15 protein-coding genes are annotated in these 19,111 nt (G+C 65.5%); 3 read left to right on the forward strand and 12 right to left on the reverse strand.

Annotation, left to right across the window (positions count from 1 at the left end; all coding sequences use genetic code 11):
* Positions 1 to 184: 184 nt before the first annotated feature.
* The 11 genes from EGX94_RS03300 to fdxA form a co-directional block, all read right to left on the reverse strand.
* Positions 185 to 997, reverse strand: a complete 813-nt coding sequence (locus EGX94_RS03300) for an Imm51 family immunity protein (RefSeq protein WP_051383847.1) — start codon at positions 995 to 997, stop codon at positions 185 to 187.
* A 522-nt stretch (positions 998 to 1,519) separates the two neighbouring features.
* Positions 1,520 to 1,669 (reverse strand): hypothetical protein, encoded by a 150-nt coding sequence (locus EGX94_RS13310; protein WP_192962687.1) that lies wholly within the window; start codon positions 1,667 to 1,669, stop codon positions 1,520 to 1,522.
* Between the two features lie 85 nt (positions 1,670 to 1,754).
* Positions 1,755 to 2,855: an IS630 family transposase gene (locus EGX94_RS03310; protein WP_043122888.1), complete on the reverse strand. Its 1,101-nt coding sequence runs from the start codon at positions 2,853 to 2,855 to the stop codon at positions 1,755 to 1,757.
* 146 nt (positions 2,856 to 3,001) lie between these two features.
* Complete coding sequence (locus EGX94_RS03315; RefSeq protein WP_123825893.1) at positions 3,002 to 3,418, reverse strand: DUF6188 family protein; 417 nt, start codon at positions 3,416 to 3,418, stop codon at positions 3,002 to 3,004.
* A 271-nt stretch (positions 3,419 to 3,689) separates the two neighbouring features.
* On the reverse strand, positions 3,690 to 4,757 hold the full coding sequence (locus tag EGX94_RS03320) for an IS630 family transposase (protein ID WP_081707470.1): 1,068 nt from the start codon (positions 4,755 to 4,757) through the stop codon (positions 3,690 to 3,692).
* A 54-nt stretch (positions 4,758 to 4,811) separates the two neighbouring features.
* Entirely contained in the window at positions 4,812 to 5,048 is a 237-nt protein-coding gene (locus EGX94_RS14275; protein ID WP_192962688.1) for a hypothetical protein, read from the reverse strand.
* Between the two features lie 309 nt (positions 5,049 to 5,357).
* Positions 5,358 to 5,714: a hypothetical protein gene (locus EGX94_RS03330; protein WP_043122886.1), complete on the reverse strand. Its 357-nt coding sequence runs from the start codon at positions 5,712 to 5,714 to the stop codon at positions 5,358 to 5,360.
* Positions 5,715 to 5,790: 76 nt separating this feature from the next.
* Entirely contained in the window at positions 5,791 to 6,219 is a 429-nt protein-coding gene (locus EGX94_RS03335; RefSeq protein ID WP_021798486.1) for a DUF7878 domain-containing protein, read from the reverse strand.
* The gene (locus EGX94_RS03340; protein WP_021798479.1) at positions 6,216 to 12,167 is read right to left on the reverse strand and encodes a DUF6531 domain-containing protein; all 5,952 of its coding nucleotides are present in this window, start codon (positions 12,165 to 12,167) and stop codon (positions 6,216 to 6,218) included. The genes EGX94_RS03335 and EGX94_RS03340 overlap by 4 nt, the downstream gene beginning before the upstream one ends.
* A gap of 233 nt (positions 12,168 to 12,400) precedes the next feature.
* Entirely contained in the window at positions 12,401 to 13,492 is a 1,092-nt protein-coding gene (gene dapC, locus EGX94_RS03345; RefSeq protein ID WP_021798487.1) for a succinyldiaminopimelate transaminase, read from the reverse strand.
* Entirely contained in the window at positions 13,492 to 13,809 is a 318-nt protein-coding gene (fdxA, locus tag EGX94_RS03350; protein WP_021798476.1) for a ferredoxin, read from the reverse strand. The genes dapC and fdxA overlap by 1 nt, the downstream gene beginning before the upstream one ends.
* 223 nt (positions 13,810 to 14,032) lie before the next feature.
* On the opposite strand from fdxA, the gene EGX94_RS03355 reads away from it, so the two are divergent.
* Both EGX94_RS03355 and fumC read left to right on the forward strand, forming a co-directional pair.
* The gene (locus EGX94_RS03355) at positions 14,033 to 14,998 is read left to right on the forward strand and encodes a 2-hydroxyacid dehydrogenase (protein ID WP_021798490.1); all 966 of its coding nucleotides are present in this window, start codon (positions 14,033 to 14,035) and stop codon (positions 14,996 to 14,998) included.
* Between the two features lie 125 nt (positions 14,999 to 15,123).
* Positions 15,124 to 16,548 (forward strand): class II fumarate hydratase, encoded by a 1,425-nt coding sequence (fumC, locus tag EGX94_RS03360; protein ID WP_021798492.1) that lies wholly within the window; start codon positions 15,124 to 15,126, stop codon positions 16,546 to 16,548.
* A 100-nt stretch (positions 16,549 to 16,648) separates the two neighbouring features.
* On the opposite strand, the gene EGX94_RS03365 is transcribed toward fumC, so the two are convergent.
* The gene (locus tag EGX94_RS03365; protein ID WP_021798494.1) at positions 16,649 to 17,401 is read right to left on the reverse strand and encodes a FadR/GntR family transcriptional regulator; all 753 of its coding nucleotides are present in this window, start codon (positions 17,399 to 17,401) and stop codon (positions 16,649 to 16,651) included.
* Between the two features lie 234 nt (positions 17,402 to 17,635).
* Here EGX94_RS03365 and aspA point away from each other — a divergent pair, with 234 nt between their 5' ends.
* Complete coding sequence (gene aspA / locus EGX94_RS03370; protein ID WP_021798477.1) at positions 17,636 to 19,096, forward strand: aspartate ammonia-lyase; 1,461 nt, start codon at positions 17,636 to 17,638, stop codon at positions 19,094 to 19,096.
* Positions 19,097 to 19,111 lie beyond the last annotated feature (15 nt).

Genomic DNA, 19,111 nt, shown 5'->3' on the forward strand with positions numbered 1-19,111 from the left:
GCGCAGCCTCTAGCCATGACCTGGTTCATCGAGGCAGTGAACAAGCTTCTCCGACCAGGTATTTCCCTTGTCGACGCGCCAGTTTTGAACAATCCTCCTTCCACACATTCACCCAGACCATCACCACAGCCATCGCATCACAGCTCCACGAACAGACTTTGGACAATCCTCCAGGAGCGTCCGTCTATGCCAATTCCGCCCTGCTGAAAAGGGTTCGCGCATCCTCGGGGTCGTCGACGAGCCGCTCGAGCAGGGCCCGGATTCGTCGGAGCGCCTTCGTGTCGGCGCTGAAGACAAAAAGCTCCTGCGCATCAGGGTCGAGCTCGACCCGGTCGGCCAGCTCGGGAGCACGTTCATCGATCAGGACACGGGTCAAGGCCGCCCAATCGTCACCACTTCCCTCGGCACCTTCATCAGCCCGGGACGCGAAGACCTCCTTCAAACAGGTGCCGGCCTGGATCGTCAGGCACCCCTGATCATCACCAGCCTCGGGATCCGGCTCAAACAAAGCATGGCCGTCATGAAACAAAATCGTTTCTGGTTTCGCGGAGTGGGAGGTGCTCGAAGTCGTGGTCGAAGGCGCGGCCGGTGACGTGGGAGGCGAGCGCGTCGAGGACTCTTCAGGGGTCTCGTGCTGGATGTTCGCGGTGTTGTTCCTGGCCGTGTTCCGGACATGCTCCACCGGATTGTGGTCGGGCGCGTACGGCGGCAGATGGATCGGCGTGATGCGCTCCAGCAGCTGGCCCGGCTCGTAGAGGCCGGTCAACGCTTTCGCGTGGTGGAATCGGGCGTTGTCCGGGACGACCGCGATCTTGCCGGCCTCGGTTTCGCGTTGGAGCAGGTCCAGCGCGAGGATCGTCTGCCAGGTGTTCCGGTTCCCCTCGATCGGGTACAGCGTGACCCTCTTGCCGATCAACGAGAAGGCGCCGAAGAAGGACTGGGACGTCCTCTGCCGGTCCACGGACAGTTCGGTGTGCTGTCCTCCGGGGGGCTGCATGCGGCGGGTCTCGGCCTCATGCTCCAAGCGGACCTCGAGGGTTATTCAGAACTAACTCGTTGTCAAGGAAAAACCCTAGTCAGGCGTGGGTCCGACAAGGGTTTTGAATAAGCCTCCTCGTCTGCCGCGTAGACCTCCCGGCCTTGGTCCAACAAGCTCTTGACTTGGGTCGTCGCCTCGGTCATGCGTCTGGTGATGGCTTTCTCGTCGCGGTGCTCGTCGAACGGGTCCGGGCGGTTCGGGGCTCGGCCCGCACAGGGGCGGGAGCAGCTGGTGGGAGGGGCCCGACTGGTACCGGTCGTCGGACAGGATCTTCACGACCTCACGTATCGCCGGGACGTCCCAGAACTCGGCGTGGATGCCCGCCGGGGAGGGCGGCTGGGCGAGGATGGCTTGAGTTCTTCCTTCTGGGCGCGGGCGGGTTTCGCCGCGTTCTGGTTCCCCGCATGGCCGGTCAGGACCGAGCGCATCCTGGTGGCCCGCCATTCGGCCGGCCACTCCTGCACTGTCCTCTCGGCCCGCTCAAACAATTTTCGCGATGATGCCGGTGCGGACTCCTTCAGAGGCGTACAGGATCGCTTCTGCTTTCATCCGCGTCAGCGCATGATTGTCGGAACGCTTCTTCCACCCGATCAGGACGGCGGTCTCCTCCGGGGCGACCCCGACCCGCACGCCCCGATCATATCCGAAACGGCACAGGAAATCCACGAAAAACACGGTTTCGTTTCATGTCAGCCATAGCCCCCTCCTTCTCGCTCTAAATGCTTGTTCGTTGCATCGATTTATGGCCGTCATGAAACAAAATCATTTCTGGTTTCGCGGAGTGGGAGGTGCTCGAAGTCGTGGTCGAAGGCGCGGCCGGTGACGTGGGAGGCGAGCGCGTCGAGGACTCTTCAGGGGTCTCGTGCTGGATGTTCGCGGTGTTGTTCTTGGTCGTGTTCCAGACATGCTCCACCGGATTGTGGTCGGGCGCGTACGGCGGCAGATGAATCGGCGTGATGCGCTCCAACAGCTGCCCCGGCTCGTACAGGTCGGTCAACGCTTTCGCGTGGTGGAAGCGGGCATTGTCCAGGACGACCGCGATCTTGCCGGTGCCGGTTTCTCGTTGGAGCCGGTCCAGGGCGAGGATCGTCTGCTCGGTGTTCTGGTTGCCCTCGATCGGGTACAACCTGACCTTCTTGCTGGTCAACGAGAGCGCACCGAAGAACGACTGGGACGTCTTCCTCCGGTCCACGGACAGCTTGGTGCGCTGCCCTCTGGGGAGCCACATGCGGCGGGTCTCGGCCTCGTGCTCCAAGCGGACCTCCTCTGCCGTGTAGACCTCCCAGCCTTGGTCCAACAAGCTTTTGACTTGGGTCTTCACCTCGGCCATGCGCCGGGTGATGGCTTTCTCGTTGCGGTGCTCATCGAACGGGTCGGGCAGCTTGAAACTCAGCCCGCACAAGCGCAGGAGCAGCCGGTAAGAGGAGTCCGGCTGGTGTTCGACGTCGAACAGGATCTTCACGACCTCACGTATCGCCGGGACATCCCAGAACTCGGCATGAACACCAGACCGGGAGGGCGGCTGGGCCAAGATGGCCTTGAGTTCTTCCTTCCGGGTGCGGGTGAGTTTCGCCGCGTTCTGGTTCCCGGCATGCCCAGTCAGGACCGAGCACATCCTGGTGGCCTGCCACTCGGCCAGCCATTCCTGCACGGCCCGCTCCGTGCGCTCAACCAGTTCAGCGAAGATGCCCACGTCGACCCCACGGGAGGCGTACAGGACAGCTTCTGCTTTCATCCGAACCAGCACATGATTGTCGGAACGCTTCTTCCACCTGATCAAGACGGCTGTTTCTTCCGGGATGACCTCGACCTGCATGCCCCGAACACATCCGAAACGGCACAGGAAATCCATGGAAAATACGATTTCGTTTCACGCCAGCCATACAAAAAGATTTTCGAATAATCCTCCTGCGCTGGAGATTAAAAAGCAACGGGGTTTAATAAATTTTTTGCAAGCAAATCTTATTTATCTTTACTAGTCCATTCAGCCATTCCACCACCCGGAAGACATATCAAATGAATCGAGTTCTCATACCATAGATCCCAAGCCTCGTACATCGGCGATGGCTTTATTGCAACTTGATATCCCCCATCAAAACTAATATGCATTTCACCAAAACTTGATATTTTCAGTTCTGTAAAGTATCTACGCACAAGGGCTAGCACAGGAGCTAAAGACTCTGGGTTTGATTGGGGGTCAAGTTCAATGGGAGCCGAGACTCGATTGAGTAGTGTAAAAGGACATTCGATGCGAATAGCAGTATCTGCGTCAAGCGTAAAAGTTACAGCCCAATCAAACGATAAAGAAGTCTGTACTGAATTAACCGCCACGAGAGACCATGACCCCTCAAGCGTCTTGTCCAAGATTAGCTGGGCCACCCTGGCCATCTCCCTTTATAAAACTCGTCAATATGCGTTTCCACCTGGCCCCCTGGCTTACCATTTACATCGATAGGCTGCCCCCCACCCTTGCCGTTATAAACTCTTACATATCCATTAGGATACTGGGGAGTTGGCTCCATTATCCTAATTGAGTTCTGATTTTTTAGTGATCCTGGTTTTTGAAAAACAATTCCTCGACCATTATCGGCCGTTCTGCCAGCCCAACCGCTTGGCACATCAAATGTTGTGCCCCTAGGGGTTATGGCGGTCATGAAACAAGATCGTTTTCGGTGTCGCGGGGTGGGAGGTGTTCGAAGTCGTAGTCGAAGGTGCGGCCGGTGATGTATGAGGCGAACGCGCCGAAGGTTTCTTCGGGGGTCTCGCGCTGGATGTTCGCGATGTTGTTCTTGGCCGCGTTCCAGACGTGCTCGACCGGGTTGTGGTCGGGCGCATACGGTGGCAGATGAATCGGGGTGATGCGTTCCAGCAGCCGGCCGGGCTCGTAGAGACCGGTCAGCATCTTGGCGTGGTGGAACCGGGCGTTGTCGAGGACGACCGCGATCTTCTCGGTGTCGGTTTCGCGTTGAAGTCGGTCCAGCGCGAGGATTGTCTGCTCGGTGTTCTGGTTCCCCTCGATCGGATACAACTTGACCTTCTTGCTGGTCAACGAGAGAGCACCGAAGAACGACTGGTACGTCTTCTTCCGGTCCACGGACAGCTTGGTGCGCTGCCCTTTCGGGAGCCACATGCGGCGGGTCTCGGCCTCATGCTCCAGGCGCACCTCGTCTGCCGCGTACACCTCCCAACCGGCGTCCAACAGGTCCTTGACCTGGGCTTTCACCTCGACCATGCGCCTGGTGACGGCCTGCTCGTCGCGGTGCTTGTCGAACGGGTCCGGCAGCTTGAAACTCAGCCCGCAGAACCGCAGGAGCAGCTGGTACGAAGAATCTGACTCGTACTCGACATCGAACAGGATCTTCACGACGTCACGTATCGCCGGGACATCCCAGAACTCGGCATCAATCCCGGACTGTGAGGGCGGCTGGGCCAAGACGGCCTTGAGGTCTTCCTTCTGGGCACGGGTGAGTTTCGCCGCGTCCTGGTTCCCCGCATGCCCGGTCAGCACCGAGCACATCCTGCTGTCCCGCCAACCGGCCAGCCACTCCCGGATGGTTTTCACGCTGCGCTCAACCATTTCAGCGATGATGCTCACATCAACGCCTCGAGAAGCGTACAGGATCGCTTCTGCTTTCATCCGCACCAACACATAATTGTCCGCGCGCTTCTTCCACCTGATCAGGACGGCGGTTTCTTCCCCGGTGACCTCAACCTGCATGTCCCAATCATATCCGAAACAGCACAGGAAATCCACGAAAAATACGGTTTCGTTTCATGACGGCCATACAACAAAAGTCTTTCCACTGGACCCGCAGGCTCCGTTTTCGCCGGTGAGTGGGTTTTGGTCATTGTGGACGAGGATAGCCTGTCCGGTGTCGGTGACCACGTGGTAGTTGTGAAGGCCACCGATGGCTAGGTTGTGGACGGTTTGGGCGTGTCCGGTGGCCTGGACCGACACCACCTCGGTGACTCGCCCATCCGGGGTGTGGAGGATGTCGCCCTCATGCAACTGCTTGGCCGGGATGTAGCCACGATCCTCAACATATGGCCGTCATGAAACAAGATCGTTTCTGGTTTCGCGGAGTGGGAGGTGCTCGAAGTCGTAGTCGAAGGCGCGGCCGGTGACGTGGGAGGCGAGCGCGTCGAGGACTCTTCAGGGGTCTCGTGCTGGATGTTCGCGGTGTTGTTCTTGGTCGTGTTCCAGACGTGCTCGTCGCGGTCTTGTCGAGCGGGTCGGGCGGTCCGAGGCTCGGCCCGCACAGGCGAAGGAGCAGCTAGTAGGAGGAGTCCGGCTGGTGTTCGGCGTCGAACAGGATCTTCACGGCGTCACGATAGCCGGGACGTCCCAGAACTCGGCGTGGACGCCCGCCGGGGAGGGCGGCCGGGCGAGGATGGTCTTGGGTTCCTGCTTCCGGACGCGGGCGGGTTTCGCTGCGTTCTGGTTCCCGGCGCCCCCGGTCGGCGCCGAACACATCCGCGCGCCCTGCCACCCGGCCAGCCATTTCCGCACGTTCCTCTCCGCCCGTTCGACCCTTTCAGCGATGATGCCCACATCGACGCCACGGGAGGCGTGCAGAATCGTTTCGGCCTTCATCCCGACGAGCACGTGACTGCCAAGCCACTTCTTCGACCTGATCAGGACGGCAGTTTCTTCTGGGGTGACCTCAACCGGCATGCCCCAATCATATCCGGAGCGGCACAGGAAATCCATGGAAAATACGGTTTTGTTTCATGCGGCCATATACTTCTACTCAAAGCAATTTGAATGCAGATTCAAGCATCGTCGCAGCATCAGACTCAGTCTGCTTTAACTCATGATACAACCTCCCAATAAAGTTGGCGATCGACGTGAATATTACTTCTCGCTCGTACGGTGCGCTGCTGACGGTTGGATTGAAACAGGAAGACACCACCCACTTATTATTATGACTTTTGATGGAAACTACCCCTATCTCTTCGTAATCAAGTGATTCAAATTCGAAATCGTGCAGCGGAGAAGAAGCCGTCCAATGACCTAGTGACCATGCCAATTCAAGCACCGGAAAAGTCGGCTCGTTTAGTATGACAAGTCCATGATCAGAGATTACCAAAGAAGCCTCAACGCCAATCAGATACCCGACTTCTGAACGCTCTGGAATTTGCGTAGTTGATAAATCGAAAAATTTAAACTCCACAATCATACCCCTTTTACAGGGAACGCGTTTATAACTCTTCCATCAATAGACAAAACAGATCGTATTCGAGTTTGACCCTTTGTTCCAACTTCTCTCCCCAGATCAGAAACCACTCGGAACGTATCATTTGGATGATTTGGATTTGGCATCACTTGCGAATCTCCAGACTTCAACCCTTCTGCAACCCATGATTGCGCTTCAGAGATATCATCAGTGTCAAATTTTGCTTGATTTCCAGAAGCGCTCGCAAGATGCTTATTCTTAATAAAGATATCATCAGGATTACTTGCCGCCTTTTCTATTGCACCCTGTTGCGTCTCGTTTATACCGCATCCGCTGGGGCCGTTGTTGTTGTGGACGAGGATGGCCTGTCCGGTGTCGGTGACCACGTGGTAGTTGTGAAGGCCACCGATGGCTAGGTTGTGGACGGTTTGGGCGTGTCCGGTGGCCTGGACCGACACCACCTCGGTGACTCGCCCGTCCGGGGTGTGGAGGATGTCGCCCTCATGCAACTGCTCGGCCGGGATGTAGCCACGATCCTCAACATAGAACGGGTGCGTGCCCGTGGTCTCCACCGTCCCTCCGGTGGTAGTCACCCGCAGAGTCGGAACCTTCTCGTGGACGAACGTCCGCTCCACGGCGGCCGGCACGTTCTGGCCCGTGACCGAATCATGAGCAAGAACCCGATCACCGGCCTCCACCTGACTGATGGGCTTGGTACTGCCGTCAGCCATGACCACCGGGGTATCCGGCGTGAAACACCCATACCGGGCCACGCCCGACACCTTCGACAGAGCCCCACCAGCCCCGCCGCCCAGAGCACCCTCACCCGCGCCCTCACCAACAGCCCGAGCGAACCCGGCCGGCGTGATCGGCTGGCCGCTGGTCAGATACTCCAAGCCACTGCTGCCACCGCCATCAATGGCACCCTCGACCGCCCCGGTCAGAATGTTCTTGCCCAGACAACTCGTCATCCCCGCGGTGGCCCGCGCCGCAGCGGCCGACGCCCCGCCACCGATGAGACCGGTCGCCGCGCCCACGGCCCCGTCCCGCAGAACAGTGCCCCAGTCAACAGCCCCGTTCGAGGACTTCTGCGACCACACGGACCCGCCCGCACCCGTCAGAGCACCAGCCAGCATCGCCGCACCGACCGGCCCGCCAACACCAGTGCACATCACCGCCACACCGGCGACGACCATGGCCCCGGCGGCGATGTACTCCCAATTGTCGGACAACCAGTCCCCGGCCGCCGACACGGCGTTCTCCAAGGCACTGTTCGACGCCTGCTGATAAACCCGCAGATCATCCTCGGACACCGGCCGCAAACCAGTCGGATCGACCATCCCAGCAGGATCATTCCCCGCATACGAATACGGATTCGCAGCCCAGGCCGCCCCCGTCACCGGCACGGCCGGATCAACCGACAAGAAAGAACGAGTCAACGAATCATAAACCCGCGCACCCATCCAGCCGAGACCACCAGTACGCAGGGCCCCGTCCGCGCCGACGGCGACACCGCCACCAGCGCCGCCCGTGTCGCCAGCGCCCTCGCCGGCCCCGGGCGACTGCCCCCACACCCTGGCCTGGAGGCCCTCCAAGCCGGCCGGCAGGTCAGAGCCCGACCCGGCCGGACCGTCGACGTCAGGGACGAGCCACAGGGCCTCCTGCTGATCCCCCGACAGGACAGTGGCGGCGAGCGCATCCGTGATGACGCGCTCACCAACCTGGGCGAGCGTGGGCACAGCAGCATCGCTGTCCCAGTAGACGGCCCGCCCGTCAACGGCGGCGAGCTCACCGCCGGCATCAACGCACAGCTCACTACGGGCACTCGCCATCACCGTGTCCTGCTCGTGCCGGACACGGGTGACCGAGGCGAGGAAGCCGCGGGGATCCCAGGAGAACAGCCGCTCCCCATCGGGCCCGGCCTCGCGGATGCGGCGACCCGCGGCGTCATAGGTGTAGTCGGTGCGGTCCCCCTGCGGCGTGCGAGTCCACAGGAGCTGGCCGGCCCGGTCGTACCCGTGCCGGGTCACCGAACCGTCTGTCGTCTCGGCGACCAGACGCCCACCGGCATCCCACTCCCAGGTGACACGGGTGCCCTCGCTCGTGCGAGCACCGGTCAGCTGGCCAGCCGGGTCATACTCGTAGACCGTGCGCAGGCCGTCCCGCACCTCGGCGACTGGCCGCCCGTCCCCGTCACGCTCGATGCGGATCTGCTGAATGAAACCACGCCGGTTCACCCGGTTCTCGACGACAGCGCCGTCACGCCAGACCCACGTTGCCTCAAGGCCGGGCCCGTGCACCCCGACGACCCGGCCGAGTCGGTCACGGTCGATCTCGACCCGACCGAGACCGGGCTGGACGATCGCGGACAGTCGGTTGTCGGCGTCGTACTCATACCCGGTGCTCGACCCGTCAGGGCGTCTCATGGCGATCCGGCGCCCGCCCACGTCATAGCTGTAGGACACCCCCAAGCCGTCCCGGAGGCGGTGAAGCAGATTGCCCCGGCCGTCCCAGGCCTCCTCGACCCGACGCCCGGCGGCATCGGTCAGCCGGAGACGACGACCGACGAAATCCCGCTCCACGCGGGAGAGCAGCCTCCCGTCGGACAGACTCCGGTCCACGCGCCCGGCCCGGTCATAGCCCCACTCGAGCCGGTGCCCGTCCGGCTCGACCCGGCCCCTCATGCGTCCAGCAGCGTCCCACTCGTACCGGGTGACCCTGCCCAGCGGGTCGACCCGGCTCGTCATCCGGCCCATCGAGTCGAAGGAAGACTCGGTGCGGGCCCCGGTCGGGTCCACGACCGCAACCTGACGGCCCATCTCGTCGTACTCGAAACGAGTGACCCCGCCCAGCGCGTTGACGGCCTCGACCAGTTGCCCGGCTTCGTCGTAACGGAACCGGCGGTGCCCGTTCCACCGGTCCCGGACGCTCGTGATCCGCCCGCACCGGTCGTAGCCGAAACGCACGAGACCGCGCCCCGGCTGGCGCCGGGTCAGGATCCGTCCGCACCGGTCGAACTCGGTCCGGACCCTCTCACCGGTCGGCCACAGCTCCCCGGCGATCCGTGAGTCAGCGTCGTAGATGATCTCGTAGCGACGGCCACCGGTACTGATCGTCGCCGCCCAGCGCCCGCACTCGTCGTACTCGTATCGGTAGGTCGTCCCACCCGGCTGAGTGACCGCGACGAGCCGGCCCGCCGCGTCCCGCTCGTACCGGGTGACAGCCCCGGTCGCGTCCACGGTCTCCACGAGACGCCCACACAGGTCGTACCGGTTGAGGCTCGTACCACCGTCGGGCCCGGTTTGCGAAACGAGTCGACCCAACCGGTCCCACACCGCGCTCCAGTCGTCCCCGCCGTCGCGGACCGACACCGGGGCACCGAACCAGCCGCGTCTCACGTCCCGGCCCACACCGGTCGGGTCGACGGTGGCCGCCAGCATGCCATCGGGCCCGTAACCCATCGCCCACACGCCGCCGCCGGCGTCCTTCATCCCCGTCAACCGCGACAGGCCGTCGTAGCCGAACTCCCACGTCGAACCGTCCGGCAGCTCAACGGCCGCCAGATTGCCCAAGTCATCGTAGGACTCGCCCACGACCCGCCCCAGCGGGTCACTCGTCCGTTCACGGGCCCCGTGGGCGCCGTGACTCATGCTTGTGCGCCCGCCCTCAGGGTCAATGATCGCGCACGTCCTGCCCGCGGCGCTGTACTCGAAACGGGTCCGCGCCCCCGTCGGGTCAGTGCGGCAGACCAGCCGCCCACCGGCGTCGTAGGAGAACTCGGTGCGGTTCCCCAGCGGTGTCACGGCCGCCACTACCCGGCCCACCCGGTCCCTCACGAGCCGGGCCGTGTTGCCCGCCGCGTCCGTGACCGCCACGAGGTCACCGTGCTCGTCATGATCGAAACGCACCCGCACGCCCGTCGGATCCGTGATCCTGGTGAGCAGCCCGTCACGCCAAGTCATGGCGGTCGCCCCGCCGCCGGGGTCCACGACCCGGACCGGCCGACGCCCGACCCCCTCGTACTCGTAGCGAGTCACCGCCACGGTCCCGGACCCGTCGGCCACCGAGACCCGGGACTCCACGAGCCGGTCCAACTCGTCCCACTCCTGGTCGACCCGTGCCCCCGACGGCAGCCGGCGGGTCGCAAGACGCCCCCGCCGGTCATACGCCGAGACCGTCTCAGAACCGTCCCGCTCACGAACGAGCACCTGGTTGCCCCACCGGTCCCAGAACATCGACTGGCGGCGTCCCTCGGCGTCCACGAGCCCGATGAGCCGGCCCGAACGGTCATGGACCCACGTGTTCCCCCGGCCGCCATCCTCATCACTCGTCGCCGTGATCCCACCCGGCAGATAGGCGTACCGGGTCAGGCGCCCGAACGGCGAGCGCTGCCGCACCACCCGGCCGGTCTCGTCGTACTCGTTGCTCACCTCGACGACACCGTCGGCGTCGACGACCTCCTTGATGAGCCCGGCCTCGTTCCACCGGTAACGGCGCGCACCGGCCCCACCGGCCGCCTCGACGAGACGGCCGGCGTCGTCGTAGACGTAGTCGACGCGCCGTCCGTCATCGGCGACCACCGCCACGACACGCCGACCCGCACCGTCCCACAGCACCTCGAGGGCCCGGCCCCGCTCGTGCGCGAGCCGCACGAGACGCCCCGCCCGGTCGTAGGTGAGCTCGACGCCGGTACCCTCGCCCTGGCTCGTGCCGCGCACCCGGCCCGTCGCTTCAAGGGACCACACCAGCCCCCACGAGGACGACAACTCCCAGCTACCACCGGGTACCGCGGCAAGCCACAGGTTCTCGCCACTCGCCCGGCCCCAGCCCTCGCCCTCGCGCGGAAAGATGACGACCCGTCCGTCCGGCAGCCGCAGCCTGGCACCCTCATCATCGACAGCCAGACCCGCCTCACACCACGAAGACCAGCCGGGCCCGAAAGCACCAACCTCCGGGTTCAACGCGCTGTAGGAGCGCTGCCAGCCCAGCACCCCCGCCACTCCGACGAATCCGAGATCGTCCTCGACCTCGACGAAGTTACCGGTGAACGCGTTCACCGGATCATCCGCGTAACCGGTCGTGGGCGGTGAACCGTAGGCGGTTGGCGGGTCGACCACGATGTCCTGTCGGCCTGCCTGCACCCCGGCCGCTGCCAGGGACGCCTCGACAGCCGAGTCCGGGACACTGGCCAGCCCACTGTCCGCGCCAGCCGCCTCGAAGGCCGCCGCGACAACATCGGCCCACCGGGCGTCGTTCTCGTTCTCCTCAAGCCAGGTACTCAACGCCGTCACGACCCCCGACGCGTCGAGAGTCGCCCACGAGCAAGACTCGGTGAAGTCGCTGCACTTGCCGTTGAGCGTCCCGGTCGTCCCCGACAGCTGCGCATCAGCCGCCCGGGAACTCGTCGCGAAACTCCGTAGGTTCGACGGTCGCCCACTCGAGACCCCGCCTGAGGGGCCCGAACCGGTCAGATCCTCACGGCTCCTCGCCGGCGCCGAGGTGACCGCCGCGGAGGCCGACGTGCTCTTCTCGTCATCACTGATCTGGCTGAACGGCGGCTCCTCATCACCGAAGAGGGCGTCGTGGGCGTGGTCGAGGAGGTTGCGATTGGCACGCCGCTGTGCCCACTCCCATGCCTTCCGGCGCCGGTCGTTCTCCGCCCGGGCCTTCTCGTCCAGCTCGGTGATCTCCGTGGCCACAAGACGCAGATTCGTGACGATCTCGTCCAGATCCGACAACTGGGTCGTGCCATTGTCACTGAACAACGACGAGTAGTAACCCGCGAAATCGGTGAGCGCGTCCGAACGGTAGCCCGACCGCGACCCCCGCTGATCCTCGAGAGTCGTCGCCGCGCTCCGGAAGGCAGACTCCAACGCTGCCGACACGTCAAAGTCATAGGCAACGTCCGGCAGACCCTTCAACGCATCAAGATTGGCCTCATCAACCTTCACCCGAACGCCTCCTCACAGGAGCCTCCCCAACCCCGGGGACCGTACGACAGCACCGGCGATCAACAACGATCACACGTCGCCGACACGCTACCCACAAGCGGCGACACAGGTCAACCCGAAGTCAGTGAACGGCTCCTGCGACCCCGGGGCGAGCCGTGCCGTCTCCGGGCCCCCGACCGCGGTCGCCGGCCGGGCCGGCCGGGACCCCGTACCAGCAGGGCCTTCGGGGCGGATCAGGCGGTGAGGCGGTCCACCGCGGCGGCGATGCGCTCGTCGGTGGCGGTCATCGAGATGCGCACGTGGTCGGTGGCGTGGGGGCCGTAGAAGTCGCCCGGCGCGGCGAGGATGCCGCGGCCGGCCAGCCAGTCGATGCTCTCGCGGCCGGGCCCGTCCTGGGTGGCCCACAGGTAGAGCGAGCCCTCCGAGTGGTCGATGCGGAAGCCGGCCCGTTCGAGGGCGGCGCGCATGCGGGCGCGTCGGGCCGCGTAGCGAGCGCGCTGCTCGTCGACGTGCCGCTGGTCGCCGAGGGCCGCGACCATGGCGGTCTGCACCGGCGCCGGGACGATCATGCCGAGGTGCTTACGCACGGCGGTGAGCTCGTCGACGATCGAGGCGTCGCCGGCGACGAAGCCGGCACGGTAGCCGGCCATGTTCGAGCGCTTGGACAGCGACTGCACGGCCAGCAGGCCGGTGATGTCGCCGTCGTTGACCGCCGGGTCGAGGATCGTGCGCGCCGGGGCGTCGTAGGCGAACTCGGCGTAGCACTCGTCCGCGGCGAGGACCGCGCCGTGCTCCTGGGCGAAGCGCACCCAGCGGCGCAGCAGTTCGAGCGGGGCGATGGCGCCGTGGGGGTTGGCGGGCGAGTTGATCCAGATGAGCCGCGGGGAGCCGGAGACCTCGTCCGGATCGTCGCAGCGCTGGGTCCGGGCGCGGGCCATGAGGGCGCCCACCTCGTAGGTCGGGTAGGCGATCCGGGGCAGGACGACGGAGTCGCCGGGGCCGAGCGCCAGCAGCGTGGGCAGCCAGCCGACGAGCTCCTTCGTGCCGATGGCGGTCGTCACGTTGTGCTCGCCGAGCTCGACGCTGCCCCAGCGACCCCGCAGGTAGGAGATGATCGCCTCGCGCAGCGCCGGCGTGCCCCACACGGCCGGGTAGCCGGGGGCCTGGGAGGCGGCCTCGAGGGCCTCGCGGACGACCCCGGGCGTGGGGTCGACGGGCGTGCCGACGGACAGGTCGACGATGCCCCCCTCGTGGGAGCCGGCCAGGGCCCTCGCCCCGGCCAGCGTGTCCCACGGGAAGGCGGGCAGCGTCTGCGAGAGGCTCATCAGGCCTGGGGCGGCAGCGCGGCCACCGACGGCTCGTCGAAGTCCTGCTTGCCCAGACGGGCCGCCCCGCCCGGGGACCCGAGCTCAGCGAAGAAGTTCGCGTTGATGTCGAGCCACTGGGTCATGTCCTCGGGCAGGTCGTCCTCGTAGTAGATCGCCTCGGTCGGACACACCGGCTCGCACGCACCGCAGTCGACGCACTCCTCCGGGTTGATGTACAGCGTGCGCTCGCCCTCGTAGATGCAGTCGACGGGGCACTCCTCGACGCAGGCCCTGTCCTTGACGTCCACGCAGGGCAAGGAGATGACGTAGGTCATGACGGCTCCTGAAACGGTCAGATGACATGACGCCGCCACATCGGCGGTCGCCACGGCAACCTTACCGTGGCCACAAGCGGATTCGAGGGCGGCGACGGCGCCCTGAGCAGCCCTCTCGCGCGGCCCCCGACGGCCGTGAGGATTAGCCTACCCTCACCGTCGGGGCGGGGGCGCCGGTCGTTAGCATGGTCTGGCAACGCCCGTTCACCTGTGGGAGGCCCTCATGACACGGATCTGCGTCACCGATGCGATCCCCGAGCCCAGCATCGCCCGGTTGCGCGCGAGCGGGCACGAGGTCATCGTCCACGACGGCCCTCAGCCCCCGGACCGCGCCGAGCTGCTCACCCTCGTCGAGGGCGCCGACGCGGTGCTCACCGTCCTGTCCGACCGGGTCGACGCCGAGTTCCTCGAGGCCGCCGGGCCGCGGCTCAAGGTCGTCGCCAACATCGCCGCCGGCCACGACAACATCGACCTGGCGGCCTGCGCCGCCCGTGGCGTCGTCGCGACGAACACCCCGGGCGTGCTCTTCGACGCCACCGCCGACCTCGCCTTCGGCCTGCTGCTGGCCGTCACCCGCCGCCTCGGCGAGGGCGAGCGCCTCATCCGCGCCGGACGCCCCTGGCGCTACCGCACCACTTTCCTGCTCGGCCACTCGATCGAGGGCAAGACCATCGGCCTCATCGGCGCCGGCCAGATCGGCACCGCCATGGCGCGGCGCTGCCGGGCCTTCAGGATGTCCATCGCCTACGCCGCCGAGCACCCCATGCGCGAGCCGGCCCGCACCGAGCTCGACGCCGTCGGCATGCCGCTGGACGAGCTCGTCGCCTCCTGCGACGTCATCAGCCTGCACTGCCCGCTCACCGAGGGGACCCGCCACATCCTCGACGCGGGGCGCATCGCCACGATGCGCCCCGGCGCCTACGTCATCAACACGGCCCGCGGCGCCTGCATCGACGAGCACGCCCTCGCGCAGGCCCTGGCCAGCGGCCGTCTGGCCGGCGCCGCGCTGGACGTCTACGAGAACGAGCCCGAGATCGACCCGGCGCTGCTGGGGCTGGAGAACGTCGTCCTGGCCCCTCATCTCGGCTCGGCGAACGTCGAGACCCGCACGGCGATGTGCGATCTGGCCGCCGAGAACGCGCTGGCGGTGCTCGCCGGGCGGCCCGCGCCCAACGCCCTGCGCCCGTGAGTCCCGGCCGGACGCGGCGGGGCTCCCAGCCCGCCCCGTCCGCGCCGGTCCCCCCTCCCGTGACCGGCGCCCGGGAACCGCCGGGCGACGGCTCGCGGCCCCGACCCCGCCGCTAGGCTGGATCCATGGCTGAGAACACGAGCGCGCAGATGCGCGCGGAAACCGACTCCATGGGCACGATCGAGGTGCCCGCCGACCACTACTGGGGCGCCCAGACCGAGCGCAGCCTCCACAACTTCGACATCGGCCGCGAGACCTTCGTGTGGGGCCGCCCGATGATCAGGGCCCTCGGCACCCTGAAGAAGGCCGCCGCCCAGGCCAACGGCGAGCTGGGCGAGCTGCCGAAGGACATCTCCGGGCTCATCGTGCAGGCCGCCGACGACGTCATCGCCGGGAAACTCGACGCCGAGTTCCCGCTGGTCGTCTTCCAGACCGGCTCGGGCACGCAGTCCAACATGAACTCCAACGAGGTCATCTCGAACCGCGCCATCGAGATCGCCGGCGGGCAGCTGGGCACGAAGACTCCCGTCCACCCCAACGACCACGTCAACCGCGGCCAGTCCTCGAACGACACCTTCCCGACCGCCATGCACATCGCGGTCGTGTGCGAGCTGAACGCCATGTTCCCGCGCGTGCAGAAGCTGCGCGACACCCTCGCCGCCAAGGCCGAGGAGTACATGGACGTCGTCATGCCCGGCCGCACCCATCTGCAGGACGCCACGCCGATCCTGCTCGGCCAGGTCATCTCCGGCTGGGTCGCCCAGATCGACTTCGCCCTCGACGGCATCCGCTACGCGGAGTCCCGCGCCCGCGAACTGGCCATCGGCGGCACGGCCGTCGGCACCGGTCTCAACGCCCATCCGAGGTTCGGCGCGCTCACCGCCCGGAAGATCTCCGAGGAGACCGGCATCGAGTTCAAGCAGGCCGACAACCTCTTCGCCGCCCTGAGCGCCCACGACGCCCTGGTCCAGGTCTCCGGTTCGTTGCGCGTCCTGGCCGACGCCCTCATGAAGATCGCCAACGACGTCCGCTGGTACGCCTCCGGCCCGCGCAACGGCCTGGGCGAGCTGCTCATCCCCGAGAACGAGCCCGGCAGCTCGATCATGCCCGGCAAGGTCAACCCGACCCAGTGCGAGGCCATGACCATGGTCGCCACCAAGGTGTTCGGCAACGACGCCACCGTCGGCTTCGCGGGCAGCCAGGGCAACTTCCAGCTCAACGTCTTCAAGCCGGTCATGGCTTGGTGCGTGCTCGAGTCGATCCAGCTGCTCGGCGACACCTGCGTGAGCTTCGACGACCATTGCGCCTACGGCCTCGAGCCCAACCGCGAGAAGATCGCCCACGACCTCGAGATCAACCTCATGCAGGTCACGGCCCTCAACCGCCACATCGGCTACGACAAGGCCTCGAAGATCGCCAAGAACGCCCACCACAAGGGCATCAGCCTCAAGGAGTCGGCTCTCGAACTCGGCTTCGTCACCGACGAGGAGTTCGACAGGTGGGTCGTCCCGATGGACATGACCCATCCGTCCGCGGCCGACGAGGGCTGATCGGACCGACCGGCGCGGCGGGGCCCCGGAACCGAGCGGTTCCGGGGCCCCGCCGCATCCGGGGAACGACGGGCCGGCCCCGGACGGTCGACCGATGCGGTCAGCCGGCGTCGCGGAACGGATCGAGTCCGGCGCCCTCCACGGTGCGGAGCCGCTTCAGCTCGGGATGGCGCAGCGCCGGGTAGTCCTCGTAGTGCTGGCACACGCTCCCGACGAAGGCGTCGACGTCGTTGGTCAGGAGGGCGTCGATCATCGCGCGGTGCACCCCCGCCGAGTAGCCGGCCATCGCCGCGTCGTAGCTGGCGGTCAGCGCCCACTCGTCGTTGCGCATGGGCTCGACGAGATCGTGGGTGGCCTCCTCGAGGTAGCTGTTGTGGGAGGCCTTGGCGATGAGCTCGTGCAGGTCGAAGGTGACGACGAGGTACCACTGGTAGTCCTCTGCCTCGAGGGCCTCGGCGAGTTCGACGCGCACGGCCCGCAGCTTGATGCGGTCGGACTCGCTCGCATTCTTGATGGCCAGCACGCCCGAGGCGATCTCAAGCGCCTGCCGGGCCTGCAGCTTGCTCACGATGCTCTGACCGGCGCCCACCAGCGCCTCCTCGTCGGCCTCGCTGCGCCGGCTCTCGAGCACGAAACTTCCCTCGCCCAGACGCGTCTCGATCTCGCCGGCGAGCTGGAGCGCCTTGAGCGCCTCGCGGACCGCCGTGCGGCTCACCTCGAACAGGCGCGCCAGCTCCCGCTCGGAGGGAAGCCGCGAACCGGGCTCCCACTGCCCCGAACGGATGCGCTCGGCAAAGAGGCGCACGAGCATCTCCGACTTGCGAAGCGGTGCATCACCGTTGACAACGGACATGACGTCATTCTCTCAGCTCGGACAGCTCGGAGGCCTTTCATCCCACTGTTGACACCAGCCGGGCGTAATTAGATACACCGGTATGACCAAATTCTTCAAGAGCGAATCGGAGCGGTCCATTGACACGGGGAGCGCGACTTGGTTAAGTGGTCTTACCGGACAGACCACCCAGCGCCCCGGACACCGATGTCGGGGCCGATCGTCCGCATGATTCACGCACTGAGGAGAGCGATCATGAGCACTCGCACCGAAGAGGACCTACTGGGTCAGCGAGAGGTTCCGGACGAGAACTACTACGGGATCCACACGATCCGCGCCCTCGAGAACTTCAGGATCTCGAACGGCTGCATGAACGACGAGCCCGAGTTCATCCGCGGCATGGTCCAGGTGAAGAAGGCCACGGCGCTGGCGAACAAGGAGCTCCACGCGATCCAGGAGGACATCGCCGACACCATCTGCGCCGCCTGCGACGAGATCCTCGACAACGGCCGTTGCATGGACCAGTTCCCCACCGACTCCTTCCAGGGCGGCGCGGGCACCTCCATCAACATGAACACCAACGAGGTCGTCGCCAACCTGGCCCTCGAGCTCATCGGCCTGCCGAAGGGCCGCTACGACGTGATCAACCCGAACGACCACGTCAACAAGTCCCAGTCGACGAACGACGCCTACCCCACCGGCTTCCGCCTGGCGGTCTACACGATCGCGCAGGACCTGCTGCGGGCGGTCGACGAGCTCGTCGCGAGCCTGCACAAGAAGGGCGACGAGTTCGCCGGGGTCCTCAAGATGGGCCGCACCCAGCTGCAGGACGCCGTCCCCATGACCCTCGGCGAGGAGTTCCACGGCTACGCCAACAACATGTCCGAGGAGATCGAGCGGGTGAGCACGGCCGCGAAGCTGCTCCTCGAGATCAATCTGGGCGGCACCGCCATCGGCACCGGCCTCAACACCCCGCCCGACTTCCCGAAGGTCGTCGCGGAGAAGCTCGCCGAGGTCACCGGCTACGAGATCATCTCCGCCCCCGACCTGCTGGAGTCCAGCTACGACAACGGGGCATACATCGCCCTGCACTCCGCCGTGAAGCGCACCGCGGCCAAGGTCTCCAAGATCTGCAACGACCTGCGCCTGCTCTCCAGCGGCCCGCGCGCAGGCCTCAACGAGATCAACCTGCCGGAGATGCAGGCCGGCAGCTCGATCATGCCCGCCAAGGTGAACCCGGTGATCCCCGAAGTCGTCAACCAGGTCTGCTTCAAGGTCTTCGGCAACGACGTCACCGTCTGCTTCGCCGCCGAGGCCGGCCAGCTCGAGCTGAACGTCATGGAGCCCGCGATGTCGCAGGCGATGTTCGAGTCGCTGCACCTGCTCACCCACGCCCTCGACACCCTGCACACGCGGTGCGTGGACGGCATCACCGCCAACGAGGAGATCTGCCGCGACTTCGTCATGAACTCGATCGGCATCGTCACCTACCTCAATGACGTGATCGGCCACCACAACGGCGACCTCATCGGCAAGGAGTGCGCACGCACCGGCAAGTCCGTCCGCGAGGTCGCCCTCGAGAAGGGCCTGCTCACCGAGGACGAGATCGACGCGATCCTGTCCACCGAGAACTTCCTCAAGCCCACCTACTCCGGCAAGGTCTACGGGGCCGACGAGAAGGGCCTGCCCGATGGGCTGACCCCTCCGGCCAAGTAGTCGCCCCACCGGCAC

Source organism: Propionibacterium acidifaciens, from assembly GCF_003798325.1.
GTDB lineage: Bacteria > Actinomycetota > Actinomycetes > Propionibacteriales > Propionibacteriaceae > Propionibacterium > Propionibacterium acidifaciens.